Genomic DNA, 13,446 nt, shown 5'->3' on the forward strand with positions numbered 1-13,446 from the left:
AAATGAATATTAAAGAAGCTTCTATTCTGGATTTACCGGAAATTGCCAAACTCTTTGACGAGTATCGTCAATTTTATAAACAAAAATCGGATTTAAAGGGTGCGGAAAAATTTATCGAAGAAAGAATTCTTAAACAAGAATCTAAAATTTATCTTTTAATGGATGGAAATACTTGTTGTGGTTTTACTCAGCTCTATCCGATATTTACCTCCTTATCTATGAAACGGGCTTGGATTTTAAATGATCTTTTTGTTGGACCGAAACATCGTAAAAAAGGAGGAGGTAGGGCCTTGATTGAGGAAACGGCTAAACTTGCGAGAGATACGGGAGCGAAGTATATTCAATTGTCGACAGCTTTTGATAATCATACCGCCCAAAAATTATACGAATCGATCGGTTTTGTAAAAGACGAAGAATTTCTTTATTATACTTGGGTTGTATAGTATATTTAAATTTTATAATGTATGTCTGAGGAAGGATATTTAAACTCTAGGACTACTCTAAAGGTCTGTCAACGTTGTGGACAGACCTTCGGCTGTGGCGCAGCTTTTTATTCCTGTGAATGTTTTTCTGTAAATTTGTCGTCTGAGGTTCGAAATCAAATCAAAGAAAATTACGATGACTGTATTTGTATTCTTTGTTTGAAAGAATTGGAAAGGTCTAAAAAAAAGGAATGAGAATCAACTTATCTTTTTTGTGTAAGATCTAAAAATGGAATTTTAAATAATGGTATTCAATGGAATTTGAATTCAATACACTTATCTTATCCGTATTAATCATACTCAGCATCGGACTTTTAAGAATTTCATCCAAGTTTGGAGTACCTTCTCTGTTGTTGTTTTTAATGATGGGAATGGCAGCAGGTTCGGACGGTCCGGGAGGAATCGATTTTGATAATCCGATTCTTGCAAGACAAGTAGGTTCCATAGCATTGGCGTATATCCTCTTTTCAGGAGGATTAGAAACAGAATGGCAAAAGATCAGACCGGTTCTCTGGAAGGGAATTATTTTAGGCAACTTAGGAGTGTTGATTACTTGGGCCGTAATGGGGCTGTTCTCTGTTTATGTTCTAGGATTTTCACCGGTTATAGGATTTTTGTTGGGAGCCGTAGTATCATCTACGGATGCGGCGGCCGTCTTCAATGTATTAAGAACTAGAAATACGGGAATGAAAAAAGGACTGACTTCGTTGCTCGAGTTAGAGTCCGGAAGTAACGATCCGTTAGCCGTTCTTTTAACCGTAAGCATATTGAGTCTTTTAGGCCCCCGGGTACCGAAAGCGGAAGAATTAGTATTTCATATTATTGTACAGTTTTCAGTTGGATCAGTGGCGGGAGCCTTGTTTGGATATTTAATCTATAAAGGACTCAATCGAATTAAGTTAGAATACGAAGGATTGTATCCAGTATTGATTTCCGCTTCCGTATTATTTGTATATTCTGCCACGGAGTTGATAGGAGGAAATCCGTTTTTGGCTGTTTATATTGCTGGGCTTGTATTAGGAAATCAATCCTTTGTTCATAAACGGAGTAATTTACGATTTTTAGATGGAATCGCTTGGTTGATGCAGATCGTAATGTTCTTAACGTTAGGTTTGCTTGTTTATCCAAGTAGAATTCCCCCACTTTTCGGAACTGGAATTTTATTTTCATGTTTTTTAGTATTCTTCGCAAGGCCGATTGCAGTGTTTATTTCCTTAATCAGATCCGGGTATAATTTCAAAGAAAAATTATTAGTGTCCTGGATCGGACTCAGAGGCGCGGCGCCGATTATACTTGCTACGTTCCCGTTTGCTCAAGGGGTGGAGGGATCGGATAAAATTTTTCATTTAGTATTTTTTACGGTGCTCGTTTCTTTACTGATTCAAGGAACCAGTGTGCCTCAAGTGGTTCGATGGCTCGGACTGGACGCGCCTTTAGAACAAAGAGCTTCTTATCCGTTCGAGTTTGAAAATAGGGAACAGAGTGATTCCAACTTGCTCGAGTTTATCGTACCTTACGGATCGGATACGGTCGGAAAGTTTGTATATTCTTTGAATTTTCCGGAGAATTCGTTGATTACTTTGATTTATCGAGGAGATAAACATATTGTTCCAACAGGAAAAACTAAATTAGAAGAAGGTGATGTTCTTTTGATTCTGACACCAAAAGGGAGTGAAGATAAAATTCGAGAAATTCTATCTAAAATGGATTCAAACCTATCTTAAAATTCAATCCGAAAACGATTGAAGTATAGGGGAACTCAACAGAACGCTCTTTCAAATTCAGTGTTTCGCTCGGTTTTCTTTCACTGATTTATATTATGGAAGTGTAAACTTATTGGATTAGATACTCTATTCTGTAGCGCTGAGTGAAAACAAATTTCTGGATTATTTTGTGATTTCAAAATTGGAATCATCTATGACAAAAGGATAAATCACTAAAATGTTTGGTATCAAACTGTATGAACTTAGGGCAGAAACTTCGATTTTATTTTTTAAACTTTTATCCTCCTTACTTTGGGGCGGGAATTCGGTATAAAAAAATAGGTAAGGATTTTACACACTTTCAATTATCGATGAAACTTCATTGGTGGAATCGAAATCTAGTCGGAACTCATTTTGGAGGTTCGCTTTATTCTATGTGTGATCCTTTTTACATGTTGATCCTTATGGAAAATTTAGGAGAGGGATATATCGTTTGGGATAAGGCCGCAACGATTCGATTTATTGCTCCAGGATTAGGACAAGTAGTCGCGGATTTTGAAATTCCTAAAAAGGAGATAGAAAGGATTCGAAAAGAGGCGGATGAAAAAAGAAAATTAGACGTATTTTTTCAGACTAAAATTTATGATTCTAAAACCGGAAAGGTTGTTGCAGAACTTGATAAAGTAGTTTATGTGAGAAGGAAAGAAAGGATTAAAAAAGAAAAAAACATTATAAAATAATAGAAATATAATATATATTCTAAGCAGTGTAGGTCGAGTTTATAAAACCTACTTCGAACCGATAAGTTTATTTGAAATTTATGTGTGTGAGAGTTTTTGGTCTTTATAAAATTAAGTGTTATGTGTTTTATCCCAAGAACTTGTTTGAAGTGAAAAGGATGGGGTATTTGTTATGTAGTTCTGAGTGAAAAGATATAAGTAATTTATTACATAAGTTCTATTTTTTTTCTATAAAAATGCAAACGCTTCAGTTCTGATAAAAAAACTTTTTGAAAATTGTTAACTTAGATATATTATAAAGTTTTAACTATTGATTTTGAGACTATTACGAAGTTTTGAAATTAATAGTAGTAAAAATTTTAATCGTAAACCCTAAAAGTTACTCGGAAAATAGATTTTAACGTTCAAAAAAAATATTCATAAAGTAATCAAACTAGAATTATTTTGGTCAAATTAGTTTTGAGATCTTGACTCTAAAGATAACTCTTGATATTATTTTCACTTAGAATTTTTGTCGGAACAAAACTTTTGTAAAATGAACAAGTTTTAAGGCAGGCACGATCATTTGTATTGCGTTAGACTTTCTCTGATAAAACCCAACAAAATGGATTGAGATGTTTTTTCTCTTCATAAAATTCCAACGAACTTTTACCAATCGTTTTTTATTTTTGGTCTTATTCTTATCTTTTATATTACCGAAAGGAATTCATTCTTCTCCTGAATCCGAAATCTGCGAGTTTGATCAAATCGAATTTGCTCTCGATCTTGATCCATCAAACGAAGTACCTAAAGAACCCAAAAGGAGTCTCGTTTTTTTACCGAAAGAGAGTTCGTTTTTAAAATTGGGTTTTATCAAAGAGTCGGTCTGGATTCGGTTTAACATTAAACAGTATCCAAGATCCAGATGTTTTTTGAGGATTCCACAAGTAACGTTAGACGGAGCGGCGCTTTTTGCAAAATCTTCCGTTCAAATTACCGGCGATCGTTTTAGATATTCGGAAAGATCCGTAGACGATTATTATCCTGTTTTTTATTTGGAACCTTTAGATATACAAAAAGAAAAGAATCAATATTATCTTTGGATCAAAACGTCTTCTATTATCAACTTTCCAATTTTTTTAGAATCTGGTTTGGAATATCAAAAAGGAAATTATTATAGAAATCTTTTGATTCTTTTTTTGCTCGTATTAAGTTTATTTATTATATTGTTGATTGGTTTTATTTATCGTCAAACTCTTGATCCGGTCTATTTAAGCATCATGGGATTTCTTGTGTTTATAACACTGGAAGGTTGGGTTTGTTTTGCAAACGGATATAAGTATCTATGGCCTAACGTACCTGAATTTCAAAATATCACATCTACGTTATTCGCTTTTTTGGCTCTTGCTTGTTCCGTTTGTTTTATGGTTCAATTCCTTTCACCTTCGCCTCTTCATAAAATTTTTCGTTTTCTGTTATTCGGAACTGTGATCGTAGTCGTATGTTTGGCGATTTTGTCCTCTTTTGTTTTGGATCGCGCCTTGGTGATAAAAATTCTTTCGTGGACATTTGTTTGTATTTCGGTTTTAGTTTTAGTTTCTACCTTTTCCGTAATAAAGTCTTTTTCTCCTGCTAGAAAAATAATTTTATGTATGATTCCTATTATCGGAAGCGGATTGATTACAATTTTATACTATTTAGATTTACTAAAATATAATGAGTACTATGTGCACGCTTATTTATTATCTCTTCCTTCGATTTATATAGTAATTACGGTAAGTCTAAAAGATCGGGAAAAATTCGTAAAAAGGAAATTTTTAAGCCGTGCTTACGATATACGTCAGATGCAGGAAAAATTGAATCTTCCGGTTCAAGTGCAGGGTCAAAATAAAACTCCTTCACTTCAATTCAGTTTAGATTATCTGTTAAGAGTAGAGCGAATTTTTAAGAATCCGGAATTAAGTAAAAAAGATTTTGCGGAAATTCTCAGGATTGCGCCTAACGATTTAGATCGGTTTGTCCAGGAATTTTCTAACCTTCAGTCGTTTGAAATTTACGTCAATCGATACAGAGTAGAAGAGGCAAAACATCTTTTGAAGACTAGAAAGGATCTAAAATCTTCAGAAATCGCACATAGATCTGGTTTTGTTTCTGGTAGGGAAATGGAAAAATCTTTTAAAACCTTAACCGGAATGACTTCTGCCGAATACAAATTGATGCTGTTTCCGGATTCTATTTAAAAAAATTACTACTGAATTTTATTTTCCCATTGAATGTTATAGTTTTAAAAAGATAGTTTTGCCGATGCGAGATTTTAAATTAAACGTCGGGTAATCTGTAAAATGCGTTTGTTATTTATTTTTATCTGTTTTGTTGTACTTAACGTATATTCGTTGTACTCAAAAGAGTTGGAAAAGTCCGGATTTATTTCTAGTCAAAAATCCGATTCAATTTTACAATTGGAAGATTTTGATTCCTTAGAGCGGGCTTTAAAAGAATCGGAATTGTATTACCAAAAACTTCCTTCCAATTGGAAAACTCAAGTTCGACAAATTTCGTATCATAAAAATCAAATGTTAAAATCCTTGAAAGTTTTAAAAAAAATTCTTCGAGAAAGAAACCCAGAGTCTAGAAAAATCCAATTTCAAAATTCGTTTTTACTTTTAGAAACAAAAGACGAAACTCTTGGAAGAATTACTGCATATTATGAAGTTATAATAGAGGGAAGGTTTTATCCAGAAGGAGATTTTATTTATCCAGTTTTGGAAATTCCTTCCGATTTAATCGTAAAAAAGGAAGGAAATGAAAAATCGGTTGGTAAAATTGTAAATGAAGTTTTTGTTCCGTATGAAACTAGAACGGAATTGTCTCATTCTTCGGTTTGGAAGAATCGATCAAAAGCGATCGTATACGTCAAAATCGTGGATTTACATCTCGCACAATTGGAAGGTTCGGCTCTTGTAAAAGTTCCAGATCATACTCCATTTCGCATAACGTATTCGGCGGATAATGGAAAGGAATATCTGAGTCCCGCGGAATCTCTAAAGGGAATTTGTAGTAGTTTGATTCCTTCCGATTTAAAAAATTGTATTCTTAAATATCCCAAAGAGGTCGAAGCGGCGATCCTCAAAAATCCAAGATATATTTTTTTTAAACGAGAATCTTCTGCGCCTCGAGGAAGTGGGGGTATTGAATTGATTCCGAAACGATCCGTTGCGATGGATCCTGGGATTCCTTTGGGGATTCCTGTTTTGATTTCTTTTGAATCTTCTGTTTTAACTGAAAAAAATAGAATCGTATTTGTACATGATCGAGGATCTCAAATTACGGGACATGGTCGTTTGGATTATTTTTTGGGGACCGGTGAAACGGCTGAATATCAAGCTGGGAGAGTCAACACTCAAGGAAAAATTTTTTTGATCCTGCCTAAGAAATAAAGGACTTATCTCTTTTAAGTTAAGAATTGTCGAAAGACTTTTTCAATCGATTAACGTGGGTTAGACGTAAGATAAGCGGAAAGAAGCTATTTTAACGTGAGTTCGACATAAAAAAACCGGGGCGAATCCGGCTGCCATAGGCAGCCTCTCAGCTCTGGTCAATAAATTGCATACAGGAAACATAATACAACAATCGTCTTTAGATTCAATTTATTGACCCTAAAACGCTTTAATAAAAAGCGTTTTGCTGAGTTCAAACGCGACCTGTCGAACGACCCATGGGGAGTGAGACACTGAGTTTGAGGAGAGCGTTTTGCTTTAGTTCATTCATCGATCCCTTTCGCGTTACGCCCTGCTCACGTTATTTTAATGTAAACTCAACAAAAAAGAATTCTTTAAAAGTATGAGTTCCTACAATTTTAGAATTGGTTCGTAAAATCGTGATTTGTGGTAGTTCCCACAAAAAATGTCACATTGCGAATTTTTAAACATTTATTTTTTGTAATTTAGGATTTGTAAGAGTTCCCACATTTTTTACGGAAAAATCGAATTTTAGAACGAACTGCGTTCAATTTATGATCATAATTAAACATAAGCATTGAGTAAAATTTGCAGTAATTTGAAAAAAATTGTAAATTTGAGGAATTTTTTTCTTTTTTCAATTGACTAAAATTGTGCGCTGCAATATAAAAGGATTGTGCGACGCACAAGAAAAGTAACGATCTTAAGGAGAAAAATTGAATGGAAAAGCAAATTCTAGATGTTCTAAATGCGGGTCTGGGACTCATCAAAGCTAGTCAAGAAGGTCTGGGTAAAGCGAAAGCTGATCTTGAAAAAACCTATTTGGAACTTGTCACAAAAGGAGCTTCTGATAATTCTGAGGCAACTGTAAAAATCCGTGAAACCGTTGATAAAGTTATCAACGATATTAAGGAAGTGACTTCCGTTGCTGGCAAAAACTATGAAGAAACCAGAGCTAAAATCATCGAGAACTACAACAAAATCACCGAAGAGATCAAAAACAAAATCCCTGAAGGTCAAATCGAAGCCGTAAAGGCAAAAATCAACGAAGTGGCAGAGGCGATCAAAAATACTACTGCCGGAAAAGCTACCGTTTCTAAATAAGAATCGTAACTTTCTCTCTCGGGCGGGATTTTAACCCGCCTGAATCCTTTCCAAACTTACTATTAGCTTTAAACTCAACTTTTTTATTGTATTCTGACTTTATAAATATATTCATAAAATAGAATATGATTGAGAATATTAAAAATCGGAACGATTTAAAACGTCCCCTCGTTTTTGCACATCGAGGTTTTAGCGGAGAATTTCCGGAAAATACTATGATCGCGTTTCAAAAGGCGATTCGCGAGAAAGTGGATCTGATCGAATTGGACGTAACTCTTTCCGAAGATAGAGAAGTTGTTGTCATTCACGACGACGATTTGGATCGAACTACAAAGTTGGTAGGAAATGTTCGTAAATTTAAATCAGAAATATTAAGCGAACTCGACGCTGGTTCATGGTTTGATCGAAAATTTAAAAAAGAAAAAATCCCCTTCTTAAAAGACGTATTACGTTTAATTCAAAAATCCAAGACCGATTTAAATATAGAAATCAAATCAACCGCACTTGATTCTTACATAAATGAAAATTCTATCGAGTTGAATGTCTTACATTTGATTCGTAGATTTCAAATTTCTCATCGAGTTGTAATTTCCTCTTTTTCTTGGGAATGTTTAGAAAGAATTAGAAATATAGATTCACAAGTAAAATTAGGTGTTCTTGTTGGAGACGGAAGTGGAAACGTTTCAGAAGCGGTTATTTTTGGTGAAAAAATCAAAGCTTGGAGTATTCATCCTTCTATGGAAGACGCTTCGGAAGAAAATTTAAGATCAATATCTGAAAAAAATTTTCTAAGCGTAATTTATACGGTGAACGAAAAAAAAGATATGAAACGATTTTTAGATTTTGGAGCGGACGGTCTTTTTACGAATTTCCCAAAAACTATGAAGAAGTTGATAAATCAATATTCACGTTAGTTGTGTTTGATAGATTTTTTATATACTAGAGTGGTCTAAAAATTCTATAGTGGGATTGACAAATAATTGATTCTGAAGATTTGGAAATTATATTGTTTGGTCTATATAATAAGTATCCAAAATTTTGTATTCAAACAAGGTTTGGAGATTAAAATTTACGGTATTCAGTTTTATAAGAATTAGTAGAAATAACTGGAAATTAATAAACCTCTATAAAATCTCAAAAGAATGACTCTTCGATCAGATTTCTGAGTGAAATCGCTGTTTGACGACCTTCATAGAATCAAAAAATCCATTTTATAAGATTCCCTTTAAAATTAAACTTCTCAGTGAAATGCCGTTATATGATCCTCATTCAATAAAAAATTGAGTAAGAGAACAACAATTCGAAGAGGTGATTTCTAATTCCTTTCGATCGGATCTATGTCCGTATTGATCCAATATTCGTCTCCATAATCGAAGAATAATTCTTCTCCTGACTTGATTTTTCGAATGGCTTCAAATCTTGCCGTTTTCCAACGGACGGATACTACAAGTCTTACATTCGGTTTAGAACTGTGATTCATAAAACGAGTGTAGTTGCTTTCTTTTCCTTCTCCGTAAATCCAATGGTCCTTGCAGATCCAAAGCAAATACTTAGACTCGCAGTATTTAGATGAGTTTGCAGTTCTATCCGTAAGAATTTTTCCAGTATAATATCCTATGGTATCACCTTTGTTTACGTTTTCTTTTGGGAATAATCCCATTCCAATCCCAGGAATCGAAGAAGGTTTGATCTCGAAGTCCTTTTCGTGGAAGATATTAGATCGTGAAGTTTTTTTACGTAATTGCATTGGTGAAATCAAACTCCTAAGAGCCGGTCTCAAAACTACCTATCAAAAAAGTTAAAAGCAATGATAGAGCTTGCGAGATAAAGAGATGCAAGATAATTTTCAGATTTTCTTTCCCAACGAATTAGGATAGCCCTGAATCGATTGTGCCAACTGTTAGTTCTTTCAACGACCCATCGTCTAGGTTTTCCTTTATATTTACCAATGAGAGGCTTCTCACCTTTTTTCCGAATATGAGATTGAATGTTTCTTCTTTTGATTAAAACTTCTATATCTTTGAAATCATATCCTTTATCTAAACAAAGATGTTTTGGTTTCTTTTTTCTTCTACCGGAAAAAATCAGGATTGAATTCAACGTATCTTTTACAGCGTGTTTATCATGAACATTGGCTCCACTCAATGTTATGGCCAAAGGAATTCCATTTCCATCTGTAAGAATATGCCGTTTAACCCCCAATTTGGCACGGTCTGTAGGGTTTTTCCCAGTTAAGCTCCCCCTTTGGGAGCTTTAACCATTGCCGAATCCATCGAAGCCCAGTCCCATGCTATCTGATTCTTTACATCATAATATTTTAAAATAGATTTATAAATCTTTTTGAATACTCCTGCTCGTTCCCATTCTTGAAATCTTCTGTGACAAGTTTGGCCAGATCCAAACTCATTCGGAATGGCACGCCACTGACAGCCTGTTTTCATTCGATAGATGATACCGGCCATTACTAATCGTGTTGGTACTCGATTGCGACCTCCTTTCGGATTTACCTTTTCTTTCGGGATCAATGGGGCTATTTGTTTCCAAAGTCCATCCGGTATCTCTGAATAATATTTGTCCATTTCACAAGTAAATAATTACGATTCAAAAGTACAACCAGTTTTGAGACCGGCTCTAAGTACGATGAGAATTTACCTAAACATACTTCTTAGGAATCGTTCTCAAGCTATCATTTCCAAAAGAGTATAAAATTTGCAACTGAATTCTTAACGTTACTATCAAAAGAGATTTTATAGAAAGCGTTTGTTCTTTGAACGGTTCCATTGTAAAATAACTTCCGAAGTATTAAAGAAATGATAAGTTTTCAAAGATACGAATATTTGAAAACGGCGTTTAACGACTAAGTAGAAGATTTTTGAGATGAGCTTTTACTTATTTTCTACTCGGAGCTATAGAATAGAATTTCTAGTTTTGCTTCTAAACGCGGATTTGTCTAAAAACTCTTGATACTTTGTTATATAGGGATCAGTAAAATCTATTTCAAAAATGATTTAATTCTGTATAACGATTTTTTAAAATCGAATTCATCGATTAAAAAGATAGATTCTATTTATCTGTGTTTGTCATAGTATTAGGATTTAAACAACGGCTTTAAAACTTCTTGTCATAGAATTGCGTTAACGGGAGCTTATTCGTATGGAAAAACCCTACCGAAAAAATGTCGGGATGGTCGTATTTAACTCTCGTGGAGAGGTGCTGGTTGGAGAAAGGTTGAACTTTTTAGGTTCTTGGCAATTTCCACAAGGTGGAATTGACGACAATGAAGATCCGATCAAGGCAGCTATGAGAGAATTGTATGAAGAAGTCGGAATCGATTCCGGAAAAATTGTGACTGAATATCCAGATTGGATTCCCTATGATTTTCCTGAAAACCTTCCTCTAAACCGCCATCTTCAAAAATATAGAGGACAACTTCAAAAGTGGTTTCTCATCTATTGGGACGGAGAAGCGGATCAATGTCATTTGGATATTCACGAAAGAGAATTTGGAACGGTTCGTTTTATTCCCATAGAAAACACGTTGAATACTGTCGTTCCTTTTAAAAAAGACGTATATTATAAAATTGTAAATTACTTTGGGCCTAAGATACAAAACTTTTTACAAGATATCGGAAATAGATCGTAATGTCCTTTTTCATCCCAGCCGGCGGACCTCCGGGACCAATTCCCGGTTTACAATCTGTTTTCGGTTCTGTCGGCGAAAATAGTCTTCGTAAGCTAGTTTCCGATTTTTACGATCAGATTCCTTCTAGTTCGATCGCTTTTATGTTTCCGAAAAATCTAGAAGAGAGTAAAATGAAATCCGCTGATTTTTTAATTCAGGTAACGGGTGGTCCACCTTTGTATTCTCAAAACTACGGACCTCCTAAAATGCGCGCCAGGCATCTTCCGTTTCCGATCGATGAAAAAGCGAGAAGGATTTGGCTTTCTTGTTATCGTAAGGTTTTGGACGATTGGGATGCGGAAGTTTCAGTTAAAGAAATTCTTTGGATTTTTTTTAAGGACTTCTCTGCATGGATGGTAAATCTGGAAAGTAAGACGGAGGAATCTTAATGGGATCTAAAAATAATTCGAGAGCGAAAATTTTAGTTCGAGGAAAGGTTCAAGGAGTTGGTTTTAGATATTACATTCTTCAGAGAGCCCAAGAATGTAGGCTTAGCGGTTATACTCAAAATCTTCCGGGTGGAGAAGTGGAAACTGTTGTAGAAGGAGATAAGATGTTTATAGAAGATCTCTACAGAGCAATTCAAAGAGGTCCTAAAGGATCCGAAGTGAAAGAAGCCTTGATTACTTGGGAAGATCCAAAAGGGAACTTTAGGACTTTTGAAATTAAAAAATAACTTACGTATAACGCCGATTAGTCTGCCCTGTTTTTAGGATTCCGCTTTTTCTTCCGTGACTAAGTCGGAATCCTCTTCGATTTCTCTGAGCCATTCCGATCTGATTTTTTCCAATTGTTTTTTTCGATTTTCCTTATATGCAATTTCTCTGCTAAGTTGTTCTAATTGAACGATGGATTCCTCGTGTTCTAAGTAGGTTTCTAACAATTTATAAATTCCTAAAAAATTTAATATTTTGGAAAACCAAGAGAGGTTTTCTTTATAACAAGAATATTTCAATTGTATCAGAGTCGGTTTAAAATTTGCGTTTTGATATAAATTCCCGAGATTATTTTTCTCCTTTTTTAAAAGATATAAGAAATTTCTAATAGTATCTTTTTTGAAAGCGTATTTTTCGGTCATCAGTTTCATCAAGGGAATAATGATGTCTTCTTTTTTACTGCAAAAACATTCCATCTTTTTTCCTTTTTCATACCAATCGCAGGAAATACAATCCGGATCTCTTCTGAGATTATCCACTATGGAATGGGAAAATTCCCGATCCTCGTCCGAATTGATAACGACAAACTGTGATAAATTGGAGCTTTTCATGGTCATCATCGTTTTTAACATCTTGATCGATTTGAGTTCTTCGCCGGAAGCGCTGTGATTTCTTTCCTGAGTGTGTTTTTGTGAAATATAGTTTGCTATGATCAAAAAATCTCGAAACGTTTTCGGAATCAAATTGTTTAGATTTTCGCCTATGATCTTTAATTCTTCCGAAACAAATTTTTCTTCGAGACCTGAGATAGGACCAGAATAATTGACGTCTACCACTATGTTCTTTCGATTTTTCGAAATCAGTTCCCAGGCATTTTGATAATTTTCTTTCAATTTTCGAGAAAACTGGTTGAGATAGTATCCTTTTAAAATTTCAAACGCTTTTTCGACAAGTTCGTCTGTTATGTGAAATAACCCTATACTTTTTGTGACGGCAATATATTCGCTTTCTTGAATATTCTCTAAAATGAATTGGACCGAATCCTCGATTACTTCCTCTTTTAAAAGTTCTTTGAACGTAAAGGAATGAATCCAGTTTTTAATATTGAAAGATTGTTTAATAAAGGTTCCTTCTGCGTTTTCTGCGATTAAATATTCAAATATAGACATCAATTCGCTGATTTGGTAAGGTTCACTTTCCAAAATATAGTTTTGAATTGCCAGTGCGGATTTGCTTAGGCTATTTAGATAAATCTCTTTTAATTTTTCTCGATTAGAATTTTTAAATTCTTTTTCCGAAATGAGACAGAGGCAGACCGCAAGTTGATTGGTTTCTTTTAAAAATTTAAACTCCGGAAATACTAGAATCAAGTTCTCGTTAACAAGTTTTTTCAAAGTATTTACGTAGATAGGTTTAGAACCTTCGTCCTTCCATATTTTTAAGATTTTACCTGAAAAAAAACCTTCCAGAGTCGTATGATTTCTAATTTGATAAAGGATTTCTATTTCTTTTGGATTTAAAGAAATTGCCTCTTGGTCCGTGGCGTCTGCCTCGTTTTTTAGATACAAATACGAGGGCATGAGGTTTTCGTATTTCTCATGATCGTAAAGTGAATCTGGATCCAAGTTCCTTACCTCTTGCGA

Annotated in this window: 14 protein-coding genes; 11 read left to right on the forward strand and 3 right to left on the reverse strand. The window is 34.5% G+C overall.

The window, feature by feature from the left end; translation table 11 throughout:
• The first annotated feature begins 2 nt into the window (after window positions 1–2).
• The 8 genes from LEP1GSC049_RS210440 to LEP1GSC049_RS210405 all read left to right on the forward strand — a co-directional run bounded on the left by LEP1GSC049_RS210440 (window position 3) and on the right by LEP1GSC049_RS210405 (window position 8,380).
• Window positions 3–443, forward strand: coding sequence for a GNAT family N-acetyltransferase (locus LEP1GSC049_RS210440; RefSeq protein ID WP_004764403.1), 441 nt, complete (start codon window positions 3–5; stop codon window positions 441–443).
• Between the two features lie 21 nt (window positions 444–464).
• Entirely contained in the window at window positions 465–677 is a 213-nt protein-coding gene (locus LEP1GSC049_RS210435) for a cysteine-rich CWC family protein (protein WP_004755552.1), read from the forward strand.
• A gap of 59 nt (window positions 678–736) precedes the next feature.
• Window positions 737–2,206 carry a potassium/proton antiporter gene (locus LEP1GSC049_RS210430; RefSeq protein WP_004755669.1) on the forward strand — a complete coding sequence of 490 codons (1,470 nt, stop codon included), beginning with the start codon at window positions 737–739 and terminating at the stop codon, window positions 2,204–2,206.
• 236 nt (window positions 2,207–2,442) lie between these two features.
• Complete coding sequence (locus tag LEP1GSC049_RS210425; RefSeq protein ID WP_004757154.1) at window positions 2,443–2,925, forward strand: DUF4442 domain-containing protein; 483 nt, start codon at window positions 2,443–2,445, stop codon at window positions 2,923–2,925.
• Between the two features lie 614 nt (window positions 2,926–3,539).
• Window positions 3,540–5,144: a 7TM diverse intracellular signaling domain-containing protein gene (locus tag LEP1GSC049_RS210420; RefSeq protein ID WP_016561014.1), complete on the forward strand. Its 1,605-nt coding sequence runs from the start codon at window positions 3,540–3,542 to the stop codon at window positions 5,142–5,144.
• A gap of 102 nt (window positions 5,145–5,246) precedes the next feature.
• Complete coding sequence (locus LEP1GSC049_RS210415) at window positions 5,247–6,341, forward strand: MltA domain-containing protein (RefSeq protein WP_016561089.1); 1,095 nt, start codon at window positions 5,247–5,249, stop codon at window positions 6,339–6,341.
• 741 nt (window positions 6,342–7,082) lie between these two features.
• On the forward strand, window positions 7,083–7,466 hold the full coding sequence (locus tag LEP1GSC049_RS210410) for a phasin-related domain-containing protein (protein WP_004757209.1): 384 nt from the start codon (window positions 7,083–7,085) through the stop codon (window positions 7,464–7,466).
• A gap of 125 nt (window positions 7,467–7,591) precedes the next feature.
• Window positions 7,592–8,380: a glycerophosphodiester phosphodiesterase gene (locus LEP1GSC049_RS210405; protein ID WP_004768230.1), complete on the forward strand. Its 789-nt coding sequence runs from the start codon at window positions 7,592–7,594 to the stop codon at window positions 8,378–8,380.
• A gap of 401 nt (window positions 8,381–8,781) precedes the next feature.
• Here the strand turns inward: LEP1GSC049_RS210405 and LEP1GSC049_RS210400 are convergent, their stop codons facing one another.
• Entirely contained in the window at window positions 8,782–9,213 is a 432-nt protein-coding gene (locus LEP1GSC049_RS210400; protein ID WP_004755625.1) for an SET domain-containing protein, read from the reverse strand.
• Between the two features lie 35 nt (window positions 9,214–9,248).
• A protein-coding gene (locus tag LEP1GSC049_RS2000000227605; RefSeq protein WP_162833666.1) for an IS5 family transposase occupies window positions 9,249–10,045 on the reverse strand; the annotation gives its coding sequence in 2 pieces (ribosomal slippage) (window positions 9,249–9,700 and window positions 9,700–10,045; 798 coding nt in all).
• A 574-nt stretch (window positions 10,046–10,619) separates the two neighbouring features.
• Between LEP1GSC049_RS2000000227605 and LEP1GSC049_RS210390 the strand changes: the two genes are divergently transcribed.
• Genes LEP1GSC049_RS210390 through LEP1GSC049_RS210380 form a run of 3 tightly spaced genes read left to right on the forward strand, consistent with a single transcriptional unit; the run spans window position 10,620 to window position 11,823 of the window.
• A complete protein-coding gene (locus LEP1GSC049_RS210390) occupies window positions 10,620–11,108 on the forward strand; it encodes an RNA pyrophosphohydrolase (RefSeq protein ID WP_004757231.1) in 489 nt (162 codons plus the stop codon).
• A complete protein-coding gene (locus LEP1GSC049_RS210385) occupies window positions 11,108–11,536 on the forward strand; it encodes a globin domain-containing protein (RefSeq protein WP_004757252.1) in 429 nt (142 codons plus the stop codon). Before LEP1GSC049_RS210390 ends, LEP1GSC049_RS210385 begins: the two co-directional genes overlap by 1 nt.
• On the forward strand, window positions 11,536–11,823 hold the full coding sequence (locus LEP1GSC049_RS210380; RefSeq protein ID WP_000534971.1) for an acylphosphatase: 288 nt from the start codon (window positions 11,536–11,538) through the stop codon (window positions 11,821–11,823). The genes LEP1GSC049_RS210385 and LEP1GSC049_RS210380 overlap by 1 nt, the downstream gene beginning before the upstream one ends.
• Before the next feature lie 33 nt (window positions 11,824–11,856).
• Here the strand turns inward: LEP1GSC049_RS210380 and LEP1GSC049_RS210375 are convergent, their stop codons facing one another.
• Window positions 11,857–13,428 (reverse strand): hypothetical protein, encoded by a 1,572-nt coding sequence (locus tag LEP1GSC049_RS210375; protein ID WP_016561039.1) that lies wholly within the window; start codon window positions 13,426–13,428, stop codon window positions 11,857–11,859.
• Window positions 13,429–13,446 lie beyond the last annotated feature (18 nt).

It is taken from the genome of Leptospira kirschneri serovar Cynopteri str. 3522 CT (genome assembly GCF_000243695.2).
In the GTDB taxonomy this organism is placed as follows: Bacteria; Spirochaetota; Leptospiria; order Leptospirales; family Leptospiraceae; genus Leptospira; species Leptospira kirschneri.